The following is a 23,600-nucleotide window of genomic DNA, read 5'->3' on the forward strand; positions in this document are numbered from 1 at the left end:
TCGCCTGGTTCGGTCGATTTTCGCATCGCGCCGGCACGTCGCCTCGCGCTAAACTTTGCTGTTTACGTCCCTTGTCGATTGCCGCAAGACGGCACCATTGCACGAAGGGTCGAAACCAGGGGGACCAGATGTGTCGGACGAGACGTCCAATCTTGAATTCCAGTCGCGCAGCCAAGGCAGCGTCATGGGCTTTCCGGCGCATGAAGGCCGGCCCGGCGCGCTCGGCGAGGTTCATGCCCGTCCGCATCCACTCGTCGAGAAGCCGCGTGTCCTCGTCCAGCTCTCCTTCATGACCGAAGGAGGCTCCGCGGTCGACCATGCCGTGCTTTCGGAACTGTCGCGCCGCCTCGGCATCGCCGCCCCCGAGCGTCATGCCCGCCACCACGCCGTGAAATGGGGCAAGGGCACCCTGCGCTGGGAGCGGCATACGGAGTTCTCGACCTATCTCTGGGAAGGACCGCTGGCCGAGAATGGCCGGGGGCAAGAGGATTCGCCGTTCGGCAATGGCTTTTCGCCGCCGGGAACCGTCATCTCGGGCATCCGGCTCGAGATCCGCAAGTGGACGCAGGCGAACGAGAGGCTGATCGCCGGCTTCGACCCGACCAGCCTCTGTCACTCGCTCGTCGAGCGCGGCAGCGCGGCTATTGTCACCGACTTCCGCCAGGACGGCGATGGCATGACCCGCATGCTGGTGCTTGATCGTGGTCTGACCCCGGCCAGCACCGGCGCGCTGTCGCAGCGGCTGATCGACATCGAGACCTACCGCACGCTTGCCATGCTCGGCTTGCCGCTGGCGCTCACCTTGTCCAGCCGCGCCCGCCGCATCGAGGATCGCTTGGCACAGACGACCCTGGAAATGAAAGTTGCCGAGACCCGCGACAGCCAGACGCTGCTCGCCGACCTGACGGAGCTTGCCGCCGAACTGGAGGCTGATGCCGCTTCCAGCCTTTACCGCTTCGGCGCCAGTCGCGCTTATGACGGCATCGTCACTGAAAGGCTCAAGGCACTGGATGAGGAGCCAGTGCTGGGCTACGACACCTGGGCGGGCTTTCTGCTGCGGCGCATGGCGCCAGCCATGCGCACCTGCCGCTCGGTCGAGGAGCGCCAGGCCAATCTGTCGCGAAAGCTGACCCGTGCCACCACGCTGTTGCGCACCTGGGTGGATGTCGAGGTCGAGAAGCAGAACCGCGATCTGCTCGCCTCGATGAACAACCGCGCCCGGCTGCAACTGCGCCTGCAGCAGACCGTCGAAGGGCTCTCGGTCGCCGCCGTCTCCTACTATGTGGTGGGCCTCATCGGCTATGTCGCCAAGGGCGCGTCGGTCTTTGGCCACGCCTTCGCGCCGGAGGTCGTTACCGCCGCATCGGTGCCGGTCGCCATCCTGCTGGTCTGGTGGGGCGTGCGCAGGGTGCGACAGATGCATTCCGAGCCGGCGAAGCATCCGGCCGAATAGACCGCGCCAAGCTTCGAAGCGCGATGGATGTGCAGCGGCAGATTGCCGCTGCGGAAGCCTTGCCTGCATCCGCCCCGGATGCCATCAAAGCAAGGTTTGCAACAAATGCCCCTAGCTGGTAAATCATTTTTACCAGTTGAGTGGAGGAAGCGCCGATGTCCGGCCTTGCCATGCCCAAGCCAGACGCCGAGACGCTGCGCCGGCGCAGCGAAATCGTCGCCGACATGCGCATCATCGTACCGGGCGAGGGCGTGGTCGACGCGGCCAATGAAATGCGGGCCTTCGAGAGTGATGGCCTGACTGCCTACCGGCAAGTGCCGCTGGTCGTGGTCCTGCCCGAGACGGTGGCGCAGGTTTCCCGTCTGCTGAAATACTGCAACGACCGCAACATCCGCGTCGTGCCGCGCGGATCCGGCACCTCGCTGTCGGGCGGCGCGCTGCCGCTGGAAGACGCGGTGCTGCTGGTCATGAGCCGGTTCAACCGCATCCTGGAGATCGATTTTCCCAACCGCATCGTCGTCGCCCAGCCTGGCGTCACCAATCTCGGCATCACGTCCGCCGTCGAGCAGGAGGGTTTCTACTACGCCCCCGACCCATCATCCCAGATCGCCTGCTCGATCGGCGGCAATGTCGCCGAAAATTCCGGCGGCGTGCACTGCCTGAAATATGGTCTCACCGCCAACAATGTGCTTGGCATCGAGATGGTCCTGATGAATGGCGAGGTGGTGCGGCTCGGCGGCGGCCACCTCGATGCGGAAGCCTATGACCTGCTCGGCGTCATGACCGGTTCGGAAGGTCTGCTCGGCGTCGTCACCGAGGTCACCGTGCGCATCCTGAAGAAGCCGGAGACGGCGCGGGCGCTGCTGATCGGCTTTCCGACCAGCGAGCAGGGCGGCCAATGCGTGGCCGACATCATCGGCGCCGGCATCATTCCGGGCGGCATGGAAATGATGGACCGGCCGGCGATCCACGCGGCGGAGGATTTCGTCCATGCCGGATATCCCCTGGATGTCGAGGCACTGCTGATCGTCGAGCTCGATGGGCCGGGCGTCGAGGTCGATCATCTCATCACCGCGGTCGAGGCGATCGCCATCCGCAACGGCTCGACCACCTGCCGCATCTCGCAGTCCGAGCAGGAGCGGCTGAGTTTTTGGGCCGGCCGCAAGGCGGCATTCCCCGCCGTTGGCCGCATCTCGCCCGATTACTACTGCATGGACGGCACGATCCCACGCAAGGAGTTGCCGCGCGTGCTGGCCGGCATGCGCGAGCTGTCGGAAAAATACGGCCTCGGAGTCGCCAATGTCTTTCACGCCGGCGACGGCAATCTGCATCCCCTGATCCTTTATGACGCCAACGTGCCTGGTGAACTCGACAAGGCCGAAAGCTTTGGCGCTGACATTCTGAGGCTTTGCGTCAAGGTTGGTGGCGTGCTCACCGGCGAACATGGCGTCGGGGTCGAGAAGCGCGACCTGATGCCGGAAATGTTCAACCAGGTCGACCTCGACCAGCAAATGCGCGTCAAGTGCGCCTTCGATCCCAACCATCTGCTCAATCCCGGAAAGGTGTTCCCGCAACTGCGCCGCTGCGCCGAACTGGGGCGCATGCATGTGCATCGCGGGCAGGTGGCGTTTCCCGACATTCCGAGGTTTTGAGGGACATGTTGGCGCTTGAACACCCCCCTCTGTCCTGCCGGACATCTCCCCCGCAAGGGGGGAGATTAGCAGTTCCGGCGTCTCGCCGTTCAACAGACATTGGATGTTGGCGAAATCCGATGCGGCATCTGATCTCCCCCCTTGCGGGGGAGATGTCCGGCAGGACAGAGGGGGGTGTGAAGAAACGCGACCTATCACTTCTCGCCCGCTTTGCGGGGCAGAGGAAGGGCACGCGTGCATGACCATCTTCACCCCCACCACCTCAGCCGAAGTCCTCTCCACTGTTGCCTGGGCGACGGCAGAAGAAGCATCGCTCGAAATTCTCGGCCACGGCTCCAAGCGCGGCATCGGCCGTCCGTTGCAGACCGAGCATACGCTCGACCTGTCGAAACTCTCGGGCGTGACCCTCTATGAACGCGCAGAACTGGTGCTGTCGGCCAAGTCAGGCACGCCGCTGGCCGAGATCGAAAGGCTGCTGGCTGAAAACGGCCAGCAGCTTGCCTTCGAGCCGATGGACTACGGCCCGCTGCTCGGCGGCGAGCCGGGCAAAGGCACCATCGGCGGCGTGCTCGGCGCCAACCTGTCCGGTCCGCGCCGGCTGAAGGCGGGCGCCGCGCGCGATCATATCCTGGGCATCAACGTCGTCTCCGGCCGGGGGGAAGCTTTCAAGTCGGGCGGCCGCGTGGTCAAGAACGTCACCGGCTACGATATGTCGAAGCTGATGGCCAACAGCTGGGGCACGCTGGCCGTCTTTACCGACGTCACCTTCAAGGTGCTGCCCGCGGCCGAGACCGAAGTCACGCTCGCTGTCCGTGGCCTGCTCGATGATGCAGCCTGCGCCGCCATGGCCTTGGCCCTTGGTTCCAGCGCGGAAGTATCGAGTGCTGCCCATCTGCCGGAGCGCATCGCCGCCCGCGTTGCCGGCGGGATGCTCGGCAGTGAAGCCGCCACGCTGCTGCGCGTCGAGGGCTTTGGCCCGTCGGTTGCCTATCGCATCACCGCGCTGAAGACCCTGCTCGGCAAGGCCGGGCCGCTGGAAGAGATTTCCGGTGAGACCTCCAAGGCAATCTGGCGCGACGTGCGCGATATCAGGCCCTTCGTTGACGGCAGCGAGAAGCCGGTCTGGCGGGTCTCGATGACGCCCGCACAGGGGCACCAGATGGTTCTGACCCTACGCATGCAAGCCGCCGTCAGTGCCTTCTACGACTGGCAGGGCGGGCTGGTGTGGCTGCGCATGGAGGAGGGCGATCCCGAAGCCACCCTGCTTCGAGGGCTGTTGCGGAAACATGGCGGCGGCCACGCGACGTTGGTGCGCGCCGCTCCCGCCCATCGTGTCGCGCTGCCAGTGTTCGAGCCGCAGGCGCCGGCATTGGCGGCGCTCAGCCAGCGCCTGAAACAGGAATTCGACCCGAAGAACATCCTCAATCCCGGCCGCATGGCCTAGGACATCAGAGATGCAGACCAATTTTTCGCCCGCCCAGCTTGCCGACCCTGATGTCGCCGAGTCCGAAAAGATCCTGCGCAAATGCGTGCATTGCGGTTTCTGCACCGCCACCTGCCCAACTTATGTAACGCTTGGCAACGAGCTCGATTCGCCGCGCGGGCGCATCTACCTGATCAAGGACATGCTGGAAAACGGCCGTCCCGCCGATAAGGAAATCGTCACTCATATCGACCGCTGCCTGTCCTGCCTGGCCTGCATGACCACCTGTCCGTCGGGCGTCAATTACATGCATCTGGTCGACCATGCTCGTGCCCATATCGAGGAAACCTACAAGCGGCCGCTGCTCGACCGACTGACTCGCGCCATGCTGGCTTTCGTGCTGCCTTATCCCCAGCGCTTCCGCGCCGCTCTCAAGCTTGCGGGGCTGGGCAAGCCTTTCATTGGCCTGTTCGAGAAGATTCCTGCACTGAAGCCGCTCGCCGCGATGCTCAAGCTCGCGCCTGCATCGATCCCGGCGGCCTCGCCGATGGCCTTGCCGGGTGTCCATGCCGGGCAGGGGACGAAAAAGGGCCGCGTCGCCATCCTGCGCGGCTGCGCGCAATCGGTGCTTGACCCCGCCATCAACGACACCACGATCTCGCTGCTGACGCGGCTCGGTGTCGAGGTCGTGGTGCCACCGGGCGAGGGCTGCTGCGGCGCCCTGGTTCATCACATGGGGCGGGAAGAAGCCGCCCTTGCCTCGGCCAGGCAAAATGTCGATGCCTGGACACGCTCCATCGAGCAGGGCGGGCTCGACGCCATTGTCATCACCGCGTCGGGCTGCGGCACGACGATCAAGGACTACGGCTTCATGCTGCGGCTCGATCCGGCCTATGCCGACAAGGCCGCGCGCGTGTCGGCGCTGGCCAAGGACATCACCGAATACCTGGCAAGTCTCAAGCTCCCTGAACCGGTGCGCAAGCCCGGCACTGTCGTTGCGTATCACTCGGCCTGCTCGATGCAGCACGGCCAGAAGATCACCCGGCAGCCGAAGGAGCTGCTCGCCAAGGCCGGTTTCATTGTGCGCGAGCCGCGCGAGGGCCATCTCTGCTGCGGCTCGGCCGGCACCTACAACATCCTGCAGCCCGAGATTTCGGCCAGGCTGCGCGATCGTAAGGTGAAAAACATCGAGGCGACGGGCGCCTCGATCGTCGCCACCGGCAATATCGGTTGCATCACGCAGATCGCATCCGCCGCCAGCATGCCGGTGGTGCACACGATCAAACTGCTCGACTGGGCCTATGGCGGGCCGAGGCCGGATGGCATTTTGGATGAGAGCCTGGTCGCTGCGGAGTAGGCCGGGCGCTATTCCGCCGCAAGCCTGTCCGACGTGCCGTAGGTCGCCTCGTAGAGCGCGCGCTGGCGGCTGAGCGCGACCATGGTATTGCGCAGCAGGATCGCCACCGTCAGCGGACCGACGCCTCCCGGCACCGGCGTGATCCACGAGGCCACTTCCTTGACGCTGTCGGTGTCGACGTCGCCGACGATGCGGCTCGTGCCGTCCGGTCCGACCTCCGAATTGATGCCGATGTCGATGACGGCGGCACCCGGCTTGACCATGTCGGCCTTGATCAGCCGTGGCTTGCCAACGGCGACGAACAGCGCATCGGCGCGCCGCGCATGGGCGGCGACCGACCGTGTCATATGATGGCAGACCGTCACCGTCGCGCCTTCGCTCATCAGCAGGAAGGCGATCGGCTTGCCGACGATTTCCGAATGGCCGACGATGACCACTTCCAGCCCCTTGAGGTCGAGGCCGGTTTCCTTGAGCAGTTCGACCGAGGCGGCCGCCGTGCAAGGCGCGAGATCGAGCTGGTTGTAGACGATGTTGCCGATCGAGGCCGGATGCATGCCCTCGACGTCCTTTAGCGGATGCACAGCCGCCTGCAGCATTTTGATCGGGATATGCGCCGGCACCGGCCGCTGGATGATGATGCCGGTGACACGCGGATCGGCATTCAGCCCATGGATGGCTGCTTCGAGTTCACCTGAGGTGATCGTCGCGGGAAAGCGCCGTTCCTCGAAATCGATGCCGGCGAGTTGAGCCTTGGCACGCTGGTTGCGCACATAGACATCGACGGCGTCGGTATCGCCGACAGTGATCGAGATCAGCTTGGGCGGAAAGCCCTCGGCCTTGGCAATGGTCGCGTCCTCGCGCACGGCGGCGATGATGCGCTGGGCAACCGGGCCGCCCCTGAGATAGCGGCTGTCGTCGGACAGGGACATGGTTCGAACCTTTGGTGGGGAAATTGTGCACTGCAATAGCAGAGCACGGCCCGGAAATCAGCCCTGAAAACGAAACACCGTGCCTCCGGGGCGACCTGTCGCACCGTGAAACGAAAAGGGCAGCCCGGTTACCCGTGCTGCCCTCTCGTGACTGGCCGTATCCCCACACGGCCCGTCCCCCGTTAACTCGTTGCCAGTCTAAGCACGTCTTCCAAAAGTGCGCTATGACTTAAGGGCAACAGCGCGCCAAAACCTGCTCAGCACTGCTTAACCGGCTGATTCGCCGCCACTATATCACCTCGACGGTGGTTCCGACATTGACCCGCTCATAAAGGTCGACCACGTCCTCGTTGCGCATCCGGATGCAGCCCGATGATACCGCGCCGCCGATCGTCCAGGGCTGGTTGGTGCCATGGATGCGGTACTCGGTCGTGCCGAGATAGAGAGCGCGCGCGCCGAGCGGGTTTTCCATGCCGCCGGCCAGATAGGTCGGCAGGTATCGGCCCTTGGCCGCTTCGCGCTTGATCATCTCGGCCGGTGGACGCCAGTCCGGCCAGACGCGCTTGTTGGTGATCTTGTGGGTGCCCGACCATTCGAAACCGGGCTTGCCGGTGCCGACGCCGTAGCGCCGCGCTTTGCCGTTCTTCTCGACCAGATAGAGGAAATTCTGCGTGGTATCGATGACGATGGTGCCCGGCTTCTGGGCGCCGTCATAGGCAACTTCCTGCGGCAGGTAGACGGGGTTGATCTGCCGGCGCATGACCATGCGTTTGGCAGGCGCCTGCACAGCGGCCGTCTGTACGCTGTCGGGCTGTGCCGGCTGCGCGGTGCGCTGGCGCGGCTGCTGCTGCACGGCCTGTCGGTTCTGCCGCACGATTCCGGGCGCATGGCCGAGCTGCAGCACCCAGGGCGCGGAAAGGTCGGGGCTCACCATCACCGGCGGTCTGTCGGCATAACGGTCGTTGGCGGTTGAGGGTGTGACGCCGGCGGCAAACACAGCCACGGCGCCGAGCAAGGGAAACAGAACTCTTTTCATCGGGAACGCACCTTGATCGTCTAATACGCCGGGCAAGAACGCTCCCGGCTTGCGCGATCATTGGCGGCGAGCAGCAACCGAAACATGAATCGGAATGCGTAAAATGCGGTTCTGTCAGTAAACTCTTTGGTGTGGTTACCGCCCGGTTCAGGAATCTGGTAAAGCCACGGTAAAGACAGCGCGCAAGCGCGTTAACGGATGGATTTCTTGGGATGAGCAATGAAAACACCGGCCTGCTTGCCGGTCCTGACGGTGTCGTGCGCTGCTTCTGGCACGGCAATCTGCCCGATTATCTGGATTACCATGACCATGAATGGGGCCGGCCGGTGGCCGATGACCGCAGGCTGTTCGAGAAGATCTGCTTGGAAGGGTTTCAGTCGGGCCTGTCCTGGCTGACCATTTTGCGCAAGCGGGAGAATTTTCGCGAGGCCTTCGCTGGCTTCGACTTCGATAAGGTCGCCGCCTTCAACGAACGGGATGTCGAGCGCCTGCTCGGCAACGCCGGCATCATCCGCCATCGCGGCAAGATAGTCTCGACCATCAACAACGCCAAACGCGCCCGCGCGATGGTGGATGAGTTCGGCTCGCTGGCCGCCTGGTTCTGGAAGTTCGAACCCGGCAAGGAGGAGCGGCCGGAGATCGTCGACCTCGCCCATCTGCGCGCCAACCCGACCAGCGCGGTTTCCGTTCGGATTTCGAAGGACCTGAAAAAGCGCGGCTGGACTTTCGTCGGCCCGACCACCGTGTACGCCTTCATGCAAGCCATGGGCCTGGTCAACGACCATCTCGAAGGCTGCGTGTGCCGTACGGAGGTCGAGAAGCAGCGGAAGGCTTTCCAGCGGCCGAAATAGCCGCGGGCAGCTCAGGTGCCGTTGGCGCTGGCCAGGAACAGCCCGGCGACGATTGCGGCCACCGTGGCGACCGTCGGATAGATCACCAGCAGACCGGTCACCAACGCGTCGCGCAGGGAAGGATCCTTGCTGGTGCCTGCCGGCACATTGAACGGCCCGGCAGCCTGACCAACCATTTGCGGTGCATGGGTGCCCGCCGGGCGCAGGCGCGTCGGCACTTCGCCGGCCTCGCTGTTGGCCTCAAATTCCGTTGCGCTGGTCATGTCCCGAACCCCTTCGTTTCGGTGCGCTATATCGGCCGCGATTGTGTCGGCACGATGCCGCGCCCGTGGCGGCATTGTTTCATTTCTGGTGTGTTTTTGTTTCAGGGGGTTTCGATTCTTCCTGATCTTGTCGGGTGCGCTCCGGGGCGCCAACCCTTGCCGCTCCCGGCTTCATCGGTTAGGAAACGCGCGCTGTGAACGCGCTAGATTTGCCGCGTCACGAAGTCATGAACATCGGGTGCCCAGATTATGGCCGACAAATCGGAAAAGACGAAAGCGCGGCTGCCGCGCGGGTTTGCCGACCGCGGCGCCGAGGATATCCGCGCCGTCGAGAAGATGATGGCGACGATCCGCTCGGTTTATGAGCTCTATGGCTTCGAACCGGCCGACCAGCCGCTGATCGAATATACCGATGCGTTGGGCAAATTCCTGCCCGACCAGGACCGGCCGAACGAAGGCGTGTTCTCTTTCCAGGACGACGACGACCAGTGGCTGTCGCTGCGCTACGACCTGACCGCGCCGACCGCGCGCTTCGTTGCCGAGAATTTCGAACGCCTGCCAAAACCCTACCGCAGCTACCGTTCCGGCTGGGTGTTCCGCAACGAAAAGCCCGGGCCCGGGCGCTTCCGCCAGTTCATGCAGTTCGATGCCGACACGATCGGCACGCCGGGCGTCGCGGCCGACGCCGAGATGGCGATGATGATGGCCGACGTCATGGAAGCGCTCGGCATCAAGCGCGGCGACTACGTCATCCGCGTCAACAACCGCAAGGTGCTGGACGGCGTGCTGGAAGCGATCGGCCTTGGCGGCGAGGAAAATGCCGGCCGCCGGCTGACGGTGCTGCGCGCCATCGACAAGCTCGACAAGCTCGGTCCGGACGGTGTCCGGCTTCTGCTTGGCCCGGGGCGCTGGGACGGCGGCAAGGAAGGCGAGGGTGACTTCGCCAAGGGCGCCGGGCTGAATGAAACGCAAGCCGAGGCTGTTCTTATGGCGACAGCGCGAAATGTGCAGGCGGGTCTGGATGCCAGCGTCAGCGGGAACGCGGTCTACCAGGAGGGCGTTGGCGAACTTGCGACCATCGAATCGTTGGTCCGGGCTGCCGGATATGCCGAGGACCGTATCGCCATGGATCGTTCCGTCGTGCGCGGCCTCGAATATTACACCGGCCCGGTCTTCGAGGCCGAGCTTCTGGCTGAAATCCCCAACGAGGACGGCCAGATCGTGCGCTTCGGCTCGGTCGGCGGCGGCGGCCGCTATGACGGTCTGGTCTCGCGCTTTCGCGGCGAGCCGGTGCCGGCGACCGGCTTTTCCATCGGCGTCTCGCGACTGATGACGGCGCTGAAGAACCTCGGCAAGCTGGACGTATCGGAAGTGATCGCGCCGGTCGTCGTGCTGGTCATGGACAAGGACACTGAAAGCCTCGGCCGCTATCAGAAGATGGTCTCGGAATTGCGCGCCGCCGGCATTCGCTCCGAAATGTATCTCGGCGGCGCCGGCATGAAGGCGCAGCTCAAATATGCCGACCGGCGCGGTTGTCCCATCGCCGTCATCCAGGGCGGCGACGAGCGGGCCAAGGGCGAATTGCAGATCAAGGACCTGATCGAAGGCGCGCGCATGTCGGCGGAGATCACCGACAATGCGGAATGGCGCGCCGCGCGTCCGGCCCAGGTGACAGTAGCGGAAAGCGAACTGGTCGCCGAAGTGAAGAAGATTTTGGCGGCGCAGGCCGCTGATCGCGCCAAGGGTGGCGCTTGAGCACCCCCCTCTGGCCTGCCGGCCATCTCCCCCGAAAAGGGGGAGATGGGATGTCGCGTAGGTTTTCGCCAATCTCCGATGTTGGGAAAAACGTGCCGAGCCCGAAGCTGCCGATCTCCCCCCTTGCGGGGGAGATGGCCGGCAGGCCAGAGGGGGGTGCCTCGCGCCCAACCTGTCTATGACCTCCCGCCCCGCCATCGCCACCGACATCATCACCCTCTTCGCCAACCGCAACACACATGCCGTCGAAGTCGCGGTGCTGCAGCCGGCCGATCCCTTCCTCGACATGGCCGGCGAGGATCTGCGCCGCCGCATTTTCCTGACCGAAAGCGAAACCGGGCAGACGCTCTGCCTGCGGCCCGAATTCACCATTCCCGTCTGCCTCGACCACATAGCCAGCCAGGCCGGCACGCCGCGCCGCTATTCCTATCTGGGCGAAGTGTTTCGCCAGCGCCGCGAGGGCGGCAATGAGTTCTTCCAGGCCGGCATCGAGGATCTCGGCGACGGCGACACGGCCGAAGCCGATGCCCGTTCGGTCGCCGACGCGCATGCGCTCTTGTCGCTGGTGCTGCCCGGCCAGCCGCTGGCGGTCACGCTTGGCGACCAGGCGATTTTCGAGGCGGTGCTGGCGGCGCTCGGCTTGCCGCGCGGCTGGCGCATGCGGCTGGCCCGCGCCTTCGGCTCGGCGCCTATGCTGGAGACAGCACTCGCCGATCTCGCCAACCCGCCGCGCAACAGCCAGCTCTCCGGGCCGGTCGCGGCGCTTGTCCTCGATGGCGATCTGGACCGTCTTTCCCAGCATATTGCCGGCGGCATGGAGGAAGCCGGCTTGTCGGCATCGGCCGGGCGCGCGCCGTCGGATATTGCGCGGCGGCTGATCGAGAAAGCCGAGTTGCGCAGCGTGCGGCTGTCGAACGAGGCTTTCGCGGCGCTGAAAGATTTTCTGGCGATCGACGTGGCGCTCGATGGCGCGGCCCAGGCATTGGAAACCTTCGCGGCCGGCGCCGGACTTTCGCTGGGTGCGGCGCTGGAAAAATTCTCGGCCCGCGCCAAGGCGATCGAGGCGCATGGCTTGCCCTCCGAAAAAATCCGCTACGACGCCGCTTTCGGCCGTCCGCTCGACTACTACACCGGTGTCGTCTTCGAAATCGCGGCCGCCAACGGCGAGCGCGCCTTGGCCGGTGGCGGGCGCTACGACCGGTTGCTGACGCTGCTCGGTGCCAAGACCGCGATCCCCGGCGTCGGCTTTTCGGTGTGGCTCGACCGCATCGAGGCGCTGCGGGGGGCGGCATCATGATCACGCTCGCCGTTCCCTCGAAGGGTAGGCTCAAGGAGCAGGCGCTGGAGGTGTTGGCCAAGGCCGGCCTCGCCGTCAGCCTGCCCGGCGACGAGCGTAAGTATCACGCCCGCGTCGAGGGTCTGGACAATGTCGAAGTGCTCTTCCTGTCGGCCCCCGAGATATCGGGCGAAATAGGCCAAGGCGCGGTCGATCTCGGCATCACCGGCGAGGACCTGGTGCGGGAAAATCTCGCTGACTGGGAAGCGCGGGCCGAGATCGTCGCCCGCCTCGGCTTCGGCCATGCCGATGTGGTGGTCGCGGTGCCCGAGATCTGGCTCGATGTCGACACGATGGCCGATCTCGACGATGTCGCCGCCGACTTCCGCCAGCGCCATGGCCGCAGGCTGCGGATTGCCACCAAATACTGGCGGCTGACCCAGCAGTTCTTCTCCCAAAAGCACGGCATCCAGGTCTATCGCATCGTCGAGAGCCTGGGGGCTACCGAGGGCGCGCCGGCGGCCGGCCTCGCCGACGTCATCGTCGACATCACCAGCACGGGCTCGACGCTACGCGCCAACCATCTCAAGGTGCTGGGCGATGGCGTGGTCCTGAAATCACAGGCCTGTCTGGTCGCGTCGAGGAAGACACGTGCAGCGGCCGACGACGTCGTTTTGCGCGACATCGTCGCGAAACTGGCGGCAGCGGTCGCATAGCGATCCTTCAGGGAAGGGGCTCCAGTACCATCGACGGGATTTCCAGCATCCCGGCAGGCTGATAGGTTCGGCCAGTCTTGGAGGAGACAGCGATGCCGGTCAATCTCGACGAACTGAAGAATGCCACCAATCTGCGCGGACGCGGCGCGCGCGCCGGCAGCGTCTTTATTGCACCGGTCGATGGCAGGGCGCATGTCTCGGGCGACCGCAAAGTGCCGCTGCTCGACAAGACCATTCCCGCGCTGTTCTCCGACACCGTCGGCAAATACGGCACGCTCGATGCCGCCGTGTTCGTCGGCCAGGACAAGCGCTTCACGTGGAGCGAACTGTCGGATACGGTGGATGCACTGGCCGCCGGCTTTCTGGCGCTCGGCCTCCGGAAGGGCGACCGGGTCGGCATCTGGTCGCCCAACCGCTGGGAATGGCTGGTGACGCAATTCGCCACCGCCCGCATCGGCCTGATCCTGGTCAACATCAATCCGGCCTACCGGCTGACCGAGCTGGAATATGCCCTGAACAAGGTTGGCTGCAAGGCACTGGTGACGGCGGCGAGCTTCAAGACATCGGACTATCTCGCCATGATCGAGACTCTGGCGCCGGAGATCGCTACGGCGACGCCCGGCAAGCTGAAGGCCGGGAAATTGCCTGCGCTCAGGATCGTCATCCGCATGGGCGAGGACAATTCGCCGGGCATGTTCAATTTCGGCGACGTGCTGGCCATGGCCGGCCGCGACGAGCATGACAGCCTCGATCGTATCTCGGAAGGGTTGAAGCCGGGCGAGGCGATCAACATCCAGTTCACGAGCGGAACCACGGGGGCACCCAAGGGCGCGACGCTGACCCATTCGAACATCGTCAACAATGGCAATTTCGTCACATCGGCCATCAAGCTCACTGTCGACGACCGGCTCTGCATCCCGGTGCCGCTTTATCATTGCTTTGGCATGTCGATGGGCACGATGGGTTGTGTGTCGAAAGGCGCGACCATGGTTTTTCCCAGCGAGGGTTTCGATCCCGGCCTGACGCTGAAAGCCGTGTCGCATGAGCGCTGCACAGGCCTCTATGGCGTGCCGACCATGTTCGTCGGCATGCTCGACCACGCGGATTTCTCGACATTCGATCTTTCCAGCCTGCGTACCGGCATCATGGCCGGTTCGCCATGCCCGATCGAGGTGATGAAGAAGGTGGTGTCGCTGATGCATATGTCGCAGGTGACCATCGCCTACGGCATGACCGAGACCAGCCCGGTCTCGTTCCAGAGCGGAGTCGACGATCCCCTGGAAAAGCGGGTCTCCACCGTCGGGCGCATCCACCCTCATGTCGAAGTCAAGGCGATCGACGCCGATGGCGCCACCGTTGCGGTCGGCGCGCCGGGCGAGCTCTGCACGCGCGGCTACTCGGTGATGAAGGGCTATTGGGACGACGACGAGAAGACCGGCGAGGCGATCGACAGCGACGGCTGGATGCACACCGGCGATCTCGCCACCATCGACGTCGAGGGCTATTGCAACATTGTCGGCCGCGTCAAGGACATGGTCATCCGCGGCGGCGAGAACGTCTATCCGCGCGAGGTCGAGGAATTCCTCTACCGGCATCCCAAGGTCAAGGAGGTGCAAGTGTTCGGCATCCCGGACGCCAAATATGGCGAGGAGCTGTGCGCCTGGATCGTGCTCAAGCCCGGCCAGATCGCCACCGAACAGGAGATAAAGGCCTTCTGCGCCGGCCAGATCGCCCACTACAAGGTGCCGCGCCACATTCGCTTCCGCAGCGAATTGCCGATGACGGTGACCGGCAAACCGCAGAAATTCCTGATGCGTCAGGCGATGGTCGAGGAACTCGGGCTGGTGGCGCAGAAGACGGCGTGAGGCCGGATCAGCCGTGTCGCACAAGCACGCCGATAGCCTTGAGCAGCGCCTGCTGGTCGCCGACCCAGAACCAGTGGTCGTCGCCATCGACCTCGATAAACCGCGCGCCTGGAATCTTGGTCGCTAGGAACCGCCCCGCCTCGATGCGCACGGCGCGGTCGCCGGAACGGTGGAGGATCATCGTCGGGGCGGAGACTTTTGCCAGGAGGTGACGGACATCGGCGTCCCGCAACGCCTCGAGCAGCCCTGCGACCGCGCCGGGACTGGAGGCTGCCCTGAGCAATCCGGCCCACCAGGTCCTCGCCTGGCGGTCGCCAGCGAGGCTCGGGGCGAAGGTTTCGATTTCCGCCGGGCCACCCCAGCCCGCCAGCAGCCGTTGCTTCCACAAACCATACTGCGCGACGGTCAAGGCGTGGGGATAGTCAGGTGCACGGCTGCCTTTGGCGAGCGAGCCCCACAAGACAAGGCCCGTCAGCCGATCGGGATGCTGGACCGCAAAACGGATACAGCCCGGCCCACCCTCCGATGCGCCGACCAGCAAGGCCCGGCGGCTGCCGGCCGCGTTCATGACCGCCAGAATATCCTGCGCCGTCGCCTCGACCGTGGGGCGGGCACCGACTCGGTCGGAAAGCCCCATGCCGCGCCGGTCGAAGAGGATCAGGCGACCCAGGCGCGAAACCGCGGTCAGCCAGGCGCGGCAACCCGGGTCTTCCCAGATACGCTCGACATGTGAAATGAAGCCGGGAACAAGCACGATGTCCGTCGGGCCGCTGCCAAAGATCTGGTACGCGATGTGGATACCGCCCACCGCGACATAGCGCGTCCTGGGCACGTCCAGGGCGGCGTCCTGAGTTGGTTGGCTCAGCATGGCAAGCGTGGCGGGGTCCGGCGCTACACCGAGTTCGTCCCGCAAGAGCCGGATGCACGTGTCGATCTGCCGCTCGGCCGCCGCCCTGTCCCCGGCCGCCAGATGGGCACGGACCAGATGTCGGTGCGCGCTTTCGCTCAAGGGGTCGAGTGCCGCCAGCCGTGTCGCGTGAACGACCGCGCCACGAGGCTGGCTGTAGGCGATCTTGGCGTCGATGAGCCGCTCCAGCGCCTGCACCAGCCGGCCACGCAACGTCTCTCGCCGAAAGAAGACCCATTCCTCGAATTGCGGACAGTCCGGCAGCAAGAAGCCGGCGAGATAGTCGTCTTTGTAGATCTCGGCTGCCTTGTCGAGAGCGCCGGAATTGCAGGCCTGCTCGAAAATCCTGGTGTCGATCTCGGCGGACAACGCCGGGTGCAGGCTTAGCGAGACGCCTGTGGCGGCGATGATCTCGTTGCCGAACGCGATGCGGATTTTGTACAGCGTGCGCCGAAGGCGGGCGCGTGCGGCCTGCTCGTCGGCTTCTGGCCACAACAGCGTGGCGGCGACCTCGCGCGCCACCGGTCCGCTGGCCTCGGCGAGATAGATGAGGAGGGCTGCCGCCTTGCGCAGGGCGAGTTCCACCCGCCGGCCGTTCAACCGGAACTCCGGAAAACCCAGAAATCGGAATTCCAATCGCTCCATCGATCCGACCACGGCCATGCAGGGACGTTGAGGGGACGCCGGCCTTCTATCCATTCCCACGACATCGGGCCGATCGGGCCCGATCATGAGACTCCCTTGGAGCGAGAAATGTCACTGGTCAATACTCTCACCCGCCCTGTCGGTGCCGCCAACACACGGCAAGGAGGCTGAGACATGTGCCAATCCTGTCTCTCCTGGTACGCGCGCTGCATTGCTCCCTACCTCGTCCACGCCGGCTGTTCGGCCAACGCTTTCACGGACATGCGAAGGCGTCTGATCCCGCGGGCAGGGGGCGTCGTCGTCGAAGTCGGCTTCGGCTCCGGCCTGAACCTTCCCCATTACGACGCCGCCAGGGTGAAGCGGCTGGTCGGCGTCGATCCCGACGGCACGATGCTGGGCCTTGCCGAACCGAAGAGCCGTTCCCTGCCATTCGATGTCGACTGCATCAGGGCCAGCGGTGAAAGGCTGCCCTTGGCCGACAGCTTCGCCGACACGGTGGTCGTCACCTATGCCTTCTGCACCATTCCGGACCCCGAGGCGGCGCTGACCGAGATCCGGCGCATCCTCAAGCCCACGGGCCGGCTGATCTTCATCGAGCACGGCCAGGCCGAAGGGCCGCGTTGCCGCCGGTGGCAAGAGCGTCTGAACCTGATATGGGGCCGGCTCGCCGGCGGCTGCCACCTCAATCGCGATCCATTGCACCTGATCCGGACGGCGGGCTTTCATATCGTCGAAGCGCAGCGCGAGCGGTTCCAGCTACCCTTCTGGCAGTTGGGAAGTCACCATGCCGGCATCGCGATACCCCTAACGGGTTGACGGGATGCCTCGTCCGCTAACGCCGCCCGCGCCGTATTTCCGCCGGCCGTGGCGCCGAACCCGGCTCCTGCACCAGCGGCCCCAGCAGCACCTCGCCGAACAGTGGCTGGTAGCTGCGGCGCACCGCCGGGTCCTCCTTGAAGGACAGCGCATATTGCCCGATCTGGTGGAAATAGGTGATGCGGGCCCTGACCAGGCTTTCGTCCTCGGGATAACCCATGGCGCGGAAGGAGCGGGTCAGGAGTTCGATGCGCAGGTCATCGATATCCTTGACCTCCTGCGCCAGCTTTTTCGACGTTCGTGACCAGTCGCGCACGGCGAGGTCGAGCAGGGGACTAAACGGCGCCTCGTCGACCCAAACATGCACGATGTCGGTGAAGAACTGCAGGCCGTCTATATTCTGCATCTCGCGCATAGCCCAGAAGGGCTCGCAATTGATATCTCGCCATTCTTGCAGCAGGCCGTCGCGAAGATCGGCCAGGCTGGTGAAATGGAAATAGAAGCTGCCGCGCGTCACCTTGAATTGCTTGGCGAGGCGGTCGATCTTGACCTCGCCAATGCCGTGCTTCTCCAGCACCTTGCGCGCCGCTGCGATCCAGGCCTCGCGACTCAGCGTCTGCCGCGCCGTCTTCCCAGGTCCCGCGGCTTTGGCTGGTCTCTTGCCTTTGGCCGGGGCGCTGTCCGATTTCATCCGATCAAGACCTTCATCGCACACGCAACGCCCACAAAACCGTTCGCCGGCTCCGATGCGCTTCGCGACTCATCAAGTGTCCATCTATCGCGGAAGGCGCAACTCAGGGCAATGCGCTGATCCGCTCCAGCATGAGTTCGAAGAACGGCGCGGGATCGATGCGCCGCAGGACGTTGCAGTTCTTGCGCCGGCCGGTGACGTGCCACCAGTCGACGACGGTCATGCCGATTGTCTCAGGCGAGACAATGTCGACCGTCACCGCGCACTGGCGCTGTTCATAGATTTGCGGTGCCAGGAGATAACCGGTGACGCAGGCATCGTGGATGGGGCGTGCCGGCGTCTCGAATTTGTGGGTGCCATACTGGCGGTAGAAGTCGGCCAGGTTCGCGGCCTCGATCGCCGCGCGGCTGCCGCTTGCGCGCAGGCGGTCGAGCCACTCAGGCGTCATCAGCGCCGTGTAGGTGCAATCGATGCCCGCCATGGTCACCGGCGCGCCGCTGTCGAACACCTTGTGCGCGGCATGCGGGTCGACGAAGATGTTGAACTCAGCGGCCGGCGTCGCGTTGCCACCCTGGAAGAAGCCGCCGCCCATCAGCACCACTTCGCGCAGACGGGGCACGATCCTCGGCTCCATGGTCATGGCCATGGCCAGATTCGTCATTGGCCCGAGCGTGCAAACGGTCAATTCGCCTTCCGGCGCGTCCATGATGGTGCGCACCATGTAGTTCACCGCGTGTTCGCCCCGCAGCGGCGTCACCGGTTCGGCAAGGTCGGCGCCGTCGAGGCCGGTTTCCCCATGGACATATTCGGCGGTGATCAGCTTGCGCACCATCGGCGCCGGGCAGCCGGCATAAACGGGCACATCGGGCCGCCCGGCGAGTTCGACGACTTTCAGCGCATTCTTCGAGGTCAGGGCAAGCGGCACGTTGCCGCCGACCGTGGTGATGCCGACCACGTCGAGTTCATCAGGCGACCCCAGTGCGAAGAGGATGGCGAAGGCGTCGTCCTGGCCCGGATCGGTATCGATGATGATCTTGCGTGGTGCCATGATGCCGCGTCCTTCCTTTTGCGATCGAAAGCCTATTGATGAGGCCGTTCGGATGTGTAGAAATACAGTACTGTATCTTATGTTCAAGACAGGGTGTTCGAAATGGATGCACAAGAGCGCGGCGATTTTTCCGAAATTCCGATCCTCGACGTTTCGCCGCTCTATGGCGACGACGAAGGCGCGATCAGGGAAACGGCAGCGACACTGCGCCGCTATCTCGAGACGATCGGCTTCCTCTATGTCACCGGCCACCCCATTCCGCGCACCGATGTCGAAGCGGTCCGCGAGGCCTCCAAGCGTTTCTTCGCCTTGCCCGAGGAGGAGAAGGCGAAGCTGAAGATCGACAAGAATTTCCGCGGCTACTTGCCCTTTGCCGGCTCGACCATCGTGACCTCGTCCGTGGCGGCCGTCAGCAAGCCGAACCAGAGCGAATCGATCTTCTTCATGCACGAGGTCGGCGCCGACGACCCCCGGGCCTTGGCCGGCAAGCCGCTGCAAGGCCCCAACCAGTGGCCTGACGAGGCCGCCCTTGCCGGCTTCAGGGAGACCATCGAGCGCTATGTCCAGGAGATGGGCACGCTCGCCCGCAAGATGGTGCGCGCTATCGCGCTTTCGCTCGGGCTGCCCTCCGACAGTCTCGACCGCTATTTCGAGCAGCCGACGACTTTCCTGCGGCTGCTGCACTATCCGACGCAGCCCCAGGAAGAGGGGCTTTTCGGTTCGGCGCCGCACACCGACTACGGCTTCATCACGCTGCTAGCCCAGGACAATGTCGGCGGCCTCGAGGTCAAGAACAAGGCGGGCGACTGGGTTCCCGCGCCGCCGGTTCCGGATTCCTTCGTCATGAATGTCGGCGACATCCTGGCGCGTTGGTCGAATGACCAGTTCGTCTCGACGCCGCACCGCGTCATCAACCGCTCCGGACGCGAGCGCTATTCGCAGCCCTTCTTCTTCGATCCCTCAATGGACGAGACGATCGCCGCACTTTCGGTCTGTGTGCCGGCCGGCACACAGCCGAAATACGAGCCAGTGCTCTATGGCGATTACCTGATGGAGCGCATCGACAAGAATTATCATTATCGAAAGAAGAAGGCGGCCGAAGCAGCCGCTTCCTAAGGGACACCGAGCCCGTGCCGGCCACTGGCCCGGGCTCTGCCGGAAAGACTGCAAACAAGGACAAGAAAAGGGGAACAGCAATGAACAGATATCTGCGAATGACCAGCCTTGCACTGGCGCTCTCCACCACCGTCGGGGGCGGGGTTTCCAAAGCCGCCGACGTGCCGAAATCGGCTGAGGTGAAAGAGAGCGGAACGCTCGCCGTCGCCAACACTCTGGACTTCGCGCCGTTCGAATATCTCGACGCCGACGGCAAGCAGACCGGCATCATCGTCGAACTCGCCGGCGAGGTGGCCAAGCTCGTCGACGCCAAGCTCGATATCCAGCGCACGCCGTTCCCGTCGATGATCCCGGGTCTTGCGGCGGGCCGCTTCAAGATCGCCTGGGAGACCTTCTCGGCCACGCCGGAGCGCCTGAAGCAGGTCGATTTCATCATGTTCCTGAAGGCAGGGCTCGCCGTCTCGACATCGCCTGACAAGAAGGCGAGCTTCAGCGGCGACATGCCGCTCTGTGGCAAGCGCATCGGCGTCTCGGCCGGCAGCGCCTCGGATTTCCTGGTCGACAAGCTCGGTAAGGAATGCACCGACAAGGGCCAAAAGGCTATCGAGAAATCGGTGTTCAACTCCTCCACCGATATCGTCCAGGCCGTGCTTTCGGACCGCGTCGACGCGCGTATGGACGATGCCACCGCATCGAGCTATTTCGAGGTGACGAGCAAGGGCCAGTTGGTGGTCCTGCCGACCCTTTACGAGGTCGCGCCGCTCGGCATGGCGATCGCCAAGGACGACAAGCAGACCGCCGACATGATGGTGGCGGCACTTGCCGAACTGTTCAAGAACGGCACGTACAAAGCTATCCTGGAGAAATACGGCATGGGCGCCTATGCGATCAAGGAACCCTACTTCGTCGGCACCATGGACGCGCTTCGCGCCGAATAGAGACCATCCGGCGCCTGATGAACGTCAGGCGCCGGCCCGCAAGCTGGAGACATCCGATGGGCGTTGCCCTCCCGACCGACATCGGCGTCGAGCCAAGCGTTTCCGCCGCCGTGTCACGACTGACCGTCGTGCCGCAGCGCCGCTATGGCATTTGGGTCGGTACGGCGTTCGCCCTGCTGCTGGCCTTCCTCATCATTCGTGCTTTCGCCAGCAACCCGGCCTTTGCCTGGGGCACGGCAGCCGGATACCTGTTCCATCCCTCGATCATGCGAGGCCTCGGCAACACGCTGATGCTCACCGTCATCATCATGGTGCTGGCGATCATTGTCGGCACCATCATCGCGATCATGCGGGTGTCGCCGAGCCCGGTGCTGCGCGCCTTTTCCGGCGTCTACGTCTGGTTCTTCCGGGGTGTCCCAGCCCTGATCCAGCTGATCTTCTGGTTCAACCTGTCGCTGCTGGTGCGCGAAATCTCGCTGACTTTGCCGTTCATAGGCACGCTGTTTTCCGTGCGCACCAATGATTTCATGACGCCGTTCTTCTCCGCCGTGGTGGCGCTTTCGCTGTGCGAGGCCGGCTACATGGCCGAGATCATCCGGGCCGGCATCAAGTCGGTGCCGTCTGGCCAGTCAGAGGCGGCGAGCGCGCTCGGCATGCCCTACCGCATGATCCTGAAGCGCATCACCTTGCCGCAGGCCATGCGCTTCGTGCTGCCGCCGACCGGCAATGAGGCGATCAACCTCCTGAAGATGACGTCGCTGGTGACGTTCATCGCCGTCGACGACCTGTTCTATACCGCGCAGAGCATCTATGCGCGCACCTTCGAGACCATTCCGCTGCTGATCGTGGTCGCCTTCTGGTATCTCGCGGTGGTCAGCATCATGTCGGTGGGGCAGCATTTCCTGGAGCGCCATTTCGGCCGCAGCGATGTCAGACGCGACCCCCTGACGACGCGCACCTTGCGCAACTTGATCAGCCTGCGCGGCGTTGCTCGATGAGTGATGTGAAGTCCGAAAATCGTGCCCGCTTCGGGGTGTCCGCCAACTCCATGGTGTTCGCGCGCGGCGTGCGCAAAACCTATGGCCAGCTTGAAGTTCTCAAAGGTGTCGACCTCGATGTACCGGAGGGATCGGTCGCCTGCATCATCGGCCCGTCGGGATCGGGCAAGAGCACGTTCCTGCGTTGCATCAACCATTTGGAAAAACTCAGCGGCGGCATCCTGCTCGTCGACAGCCAGTTCGTCGGCTACGACCTCCAGGGCGACAAGCTCTATGAGGTGAAGGACGATCTTCTGTGCCGGCGCCGCGCCGAGATCGGCATGCTGTTCCAGTCGTTCAACCTGTTCTCGCACATGACGGTGATGGAGAACCTGATCGAGGCGCCGATGCAGGTGCGGCGCATTCCAGTCGACCAGGCAAAGACCGAGGCGGAGGTGCTGCTGCGGCGTGTCGGCCTGGCCGACAAGGTCGACCGCTATCCCCGCGAACTGTCCGGGGGCCAGCAGCAGCGTGTCGCGATCGCGCGCGCCCTGGCGATGAAGCCCAAGGTGCTGCTCTTCGACGAGCCGACCTCGGCGCTCGATCCGGAACTGGTCGGCGAAGTCCTGCAGGTTATGCGCGACCTTGCCGAGAGCGGCATGACGATGGTCGTCGTCACCCACGAGGTCGGCTTTGCCCGCGAGATCGGCGACCAGCTCGTGTTCATGGACGGCGGCGTGATCGTCGAACGCGGCGCGCCGCGCGAGATGATCGCCAACCCGGTGTCGCCGCGCACCCGCGAGTTCCTGTCGCGGGTGCTGTAACGAGCGTTAGGGCCACCTCTCAGGCCGCCAACAGCGCCGGGCCTAGCCCCCGTATAATCTTGGCTAGCTCGACGCATTCCCCGTGCCGCGCATTGTTGCGTCGCCAGGCCAGGCAGATCATGCGCTGCGGCATCGGTTCCTGGAACGGCACGATCTTGAGGTCGGGGATGGTGCCGGCGGGGCCGGTCGCCATTTCGGGGATGAGCGTGACGCCGAGCCCGTGCGCCACCATCTGCAGGAGCGTGGTCAGGCTGGTCGCGCCATAGCTTGCCATCGCCACCGGCCGCACATTGCCGCAGACGGCCAGCGCCTGTTCGCGCAGGCAATGGCCTTCTTCCAGCAGCATCAGTCTTTCCAGCGCCGGGCTCTCGGGTGGAACCGGCGGCGAGGCAAAGGCCGGATCGTCCGACGGCACGGCCAGGAAGAACCGGTCGGGAAAGAGCGCCTCGGTGATCAGTCCTGGATGGTCGAGCGGAAGTGCCGCGATGAAGGCGTCGAGTTTTCGCGATGCGGTGTCTTCGACCAGGGAGGTGGTGACCGCCTCGCGCAATTCGAGCAGCAAGGCCGGGAAATGCTTCTTCAGTTCGGGCAAGGCGCGCGGCAGAAGATAGGGCGCGACAGTCGGGATGATGCCCAGCCGGAAGCGTCCCTCCATGGCCGTGCGGCCGCGCCGGGCCGTCGTTTCCACGTCACGTATATCAGCCAGGATGCGCTCGATACGCGGCAACAGGGCGATCGCCTCGTCCGTCATGCGCACCGACTTGCCGCCGCGTTCGAACAGCCGGCAGTTCAGCCGTTGCTCCATTTCGGCGATCTGCGAGGACAGCGCCGGCTGGCTGACACCGGCAAGTTTCGCCGCACGCCCGAAATGCAGCGTCTGCGCCAGCGCGTCGAAATAATGCATCTGGCGAACTGTCAGTCCGATCATGCGGTCAAGGCCATCATAAGAAAATCCTATCGAAATAAACAGGAAAGACAATTTGTTTTTATCGACGGTCTGGCCTAGGCTGGAATGGTTCCAGATTGGCGCGGGCCGCTGGCCGCCCCCAAAATCTCGGCAAA

The 23,600-nt window shown here is 64.3% G+C and carries 21 protein-coding genes; 14 read left to right on the forward strand and 7 right to left on the reverse strand.

What is annotated here, in order from left to right:
• Nucleotides 1–130: 130 nt before the first annotated feature.
• The 4 genes from FJ954_RS06985 to glcF all read left to right on the forward strand — a co-directional run bounded on the left by FJ954_RS06985 (nt 131) and on the right by glcF (nt 5,885).
• Nucleotides 131–1,453: a DUF3422 family protein gene (locus FJ954_RS06985; protein WP_140660866.1), complete on the forward strand. Its 1,323-nt coding sequence runs from the start codon at nt 131–133 to the stop codon at nt 1,451–1,453.
• Nucleotides 1,454–1,608: 155 nt separating this feature from the next.
• Entirely contained in the window at nt 1,609–3,105 is a 1,497-nt protein-coding gene (locus tag FJ954_RS06990) for an FAD-linked oxidase C-terminal domain-containing protein (protein WP_140660867.1), read from the forward strand.
• A 238-nt stretch (nt 3,106–3,343) separates the two neighbouring features.
• Nucleotides 3,344–4,549 carry an FAD-binding protein gene (locus tag FJ954_RS07000; protein WP_140660868.1) on the forward strand — a complete coding sequence of 402 codons (1,206 nt, stop codon included), beginning with the start codon at nt 3,344–3,346 and terminating at the stop codon, nt 4,547–4,549.
• Between the two features lie 10 nt (nt 4,550–4,559).
• Entirely contained in the window at nt 4,560–5,885 is a 1,326-nt protein-coding gene (gene glcF / locus FJ954_RS07005) for a glycolate oxidase subunit GlcF (RefSeq protein ID WP_140660869.1), read from the forward strand.
• Between the two features lie 8 nt (nt 5,886–5,893).
• Here glcF and FJ954_RS07010 read toward each other — a convergent pair whose 3' ends face one another.
• A complete protein-coding gene (locus FJ954_RS07010) occupies nt 5,894–6,814 on the reverse strand; it encodes a bifunctional 5,10-methylenetetrahydrofolate dehydrogenase/5,10-methenyltetrahydrofolate cyclohydrolase (protein WP_015316504.1) in 921 nt (306 codons plus the stop codon).
• A gap of 289 nt (nt 6,815–7,103) precedes the next feature.
• On the reverse strand, nt 7,104–7,850 hold the full coding sequence (locus FJ954_RS07015) for a L,D-transpeptidase (RefSeq protein WP_140660870.1): 747 nt from the start codon (nt 7,848–7,850) through the stop codon (nt 7,104–7,106).
• 212 nt (nt 7,851–8,062) lie between these two features.
• Here FJ954_RS07015 and FJ954_RS07020 point away from each other — a divergent pair, with 212 nt between their 5' ends.
• Nucleotides 8,063–8,701 (forward strand): DNA-3-methyladenine glycosylase I, encoded by a 639-nt coding sequence (locus tag FJ954_RS07020; RefSeq protein ID WP_140660871.1) that lies wholly within the window; start codon nt 8,063–8,065, stop codon nt 8,699–8,701.
• A gap of 11 nt (nt 8,702–8,712) precedes the next feature.
• Here the strand turns inward: FJ954_RS07020 and FJ954_RS07025 are convergent, their stop codons facing one another.
• Entirely contained in the window at nt 8,713–8,964 is a 252-nt protein-coding gene (locus FJ954_RS07025; protein WP_140660872.1) for a hypothetical protein, read from the reverse strand.
• A gap of 249 nt (nt 8,965–9,213) precedes the next feature.
• On the opposite strand from FJ954_RS07025, the gene hisS reads away from it, so the two are divergent.
• The 4 genes from hisS (at nt 9,214) to FJ954_RS07050 (ending at nt 14,576) form a co-directional block, all read left to right on the forward strand.
• Complete coding sequence (hisS, locus tag FJ954_RS07030; protein ID WP_140660873.1) at nt 9,214–10,719, forward strand: histidine--tRNA ligase; 1,506 nt, start codon at nt 9,214–9,216, stop codon at nt 10,717–10,719.
• Between the two features lie 178 nt (nt 10,720–10,897).
• Complete coding sequence (locus tag FJ954_RS07040) at nt 10,898–12,016, forward strand: ATP phosphoribosyltransferase regulatory subunit (protein ID WP_140660875.1); 1,119 nt, start codon at nt 10,898–10,900, stop codon at nt 12,014–12,016.
• The gene (gene hisG / locus FJ954_RS07045; RefSeq protein ID WP_140660876.1) at nt 12,013–12,711 is read left to right on the forward strand and encodes an ATP phosphoribosyltransferase; all 699 of its coding nucleotides are present in this window, start codon (nt 12,013–12,015) and stop codon (nt 12,709–12,711) included. Before FJ954_RS07040 ends, hisG begins: the two co-directional genes overlap by 4 nt.
• Before the next feature lie 92 nt (nt 12,712–12,803).
• Complete coding sequence (locus FJ954_RS07050) at nt 12,804–14,576, forward strand: AMP-binding protein (RefSeq protein WP_140660877.1); 1,773 nt, start codon at nt 12,804–12,806, stop codon at nt 14,574–14,576.
• Between the two features lie 7 nt (nt 14,577–14,583).
• On the opposite strand, the gene FJ954_RS07055 is transcribed toward FJ954_RS07050, so the two are convergent.
• Entirely contained in the window at nt 14,584–16,128 is a 1,545-nt protein-coding gene (locus FJ954_RS07055) for an alpha/beta hydrolase (protein WP_181177769.1), read from the reverse strand.
• Between the two features lie 174 nt (nt 16,129–16,302).
• Between FJ954_RS07055 and FJ954_RS07060 the strand changes: the two genes are divergently transcribed.
• Entirely contained in the window at nt 16,303–16,944 is a 642-nt protein-coding gene (locus FJ954_RS07060; protein ID WP_015316513.1) for a class I SAM-dependent methyltransferase, read from the forward strand.
• Between the two features lie 16 nt (nt 16,945–16,960).
• On the opposite strand, the gene FJ954_RS07065 is transcribed toward FJ954_RS07060, so the two are convergent.
• Together FJ954_RS07065 and FJ954_RS07070 are read right to left on the reverse strand one after the other, a co-directional pair.
• Complete coding sequence (locus FJ954_RS07065; RefSeq protein WP_015316514.1) at nt 16,961–17,635, reverse strand: TetR/AcrR family transcriptional regulator; 675 nt, start codon at nt 17,633–17,635, stop codon at nt 16,961–16,963.
• Between the two features lie 103 nt (nt 17,636–17,738).
• The gene (locus FJ954_RS07070) at nt 17,739–18,683 is read right to left on the reverse strand and encodes a nucleoside hydrolase (RefSeq protein ID WP_015316515.1); all 945 of its coding nucleotides are present in this window, start codon (nt 18,681–18,683) and stop codon (nt 17,739–17,741) included.
• A gap of 102 nt (nt 18,684–18,785) precedes the next feature.
• Here FJ954_RS07070 and FJ954_RS07075 point away from each other — a divergent pair, with 102 nt between their 5' ends.
• The 4 genes from FJ954_RS07075 to FJ954_RS07090 all read left to right on the forward strand — a co-directional run bounded on the left by FJ954_RS07075 (nt 18,786) and on the right by FJ954_RS07090 (nt 22,538).
• Nucleotides 18,786–19,799: a 2OG-Fe(II) oxygenase family protein gene (locus FJ954_RS07075; RefSeq protein ID WP_015316516.1), complete on the forward strand. Its 1,014-nt coding sequence runs from the start codon at nt 18,786–18,788 to the stop codon at nt 19,797–19,799.
• A gap of 80 nt (nt 19,800–19,879) precedes the next feature.
• Nucleotides 19,880–20,737 carry an ABC transporter substrate-binding protein gene (locus FJ954_RS07080; RefSeq protein WP_140660879.1) on the forward strand — a complete coding sequence of 286 codons (858 nt, stop codon included), beginning with the start codon at nt 19,880–19,882 and terminating at the stop codon, nt 20,735–20,737.
• Between the two features lie 56 nt (nt 20,738–20,793).
• Nucleotides 20,794–21,735 carry an amino acid ABC transporter permease gene (locus FJ954_RS07085; protein WP_140660880.1) on the forward strand — a complete coding sequence of 314 codons (942 nt, stop codon included), beginning with the start codon at nt 20,794–20,796 and terminating at the stop codon, nt 21,733–21,735.
• On the forward strand, nt 21,732–22,538 hold the full coding sequence (locus FJ954_RS07090; protein ID WP_140660881.1) for an amino acid ABC transporter ATP-binding protein: 807 nt from the start codon (nt 21,732–21,734) through the stop codon (nt 22,536–22,538). The genes FJ954_RS07085 and FJ954_RS07090 overlap by 4 nt, the downstream gene beginning before the upstream one ends.
• Before the next feature lie 19 nt (nt 22,539–22,557).
• On the opposite strand, the gene FJ954_RS07095 is transcribed toward FJ954_RS07090, so the two are convergent.
• Entirely contained in the window at nt 22,558–23,466 is a 909-nt protein-coding gene (locus FJ954_RS07095; RefSeq protein ID WP_015316520.1) for a hydrogen peroxide-inducible genes activator, read from the reverse strand.
• Nucleotides 23,467–23,600: the final 134 nt, after the last annotated feature.

Origin of the sequence: Mesorhizobium sp. B2-3-15, assembly GCF_006442875.1 — a bacterium.
In the GTDB taxonomy this organism is placed as follows: Bacteria; Pseudomonadota; Alphaproteobacteria; order Rhizobiales; family Rhizobiaceae; genus Mesorhizobium; species Mesorhizobium australicum.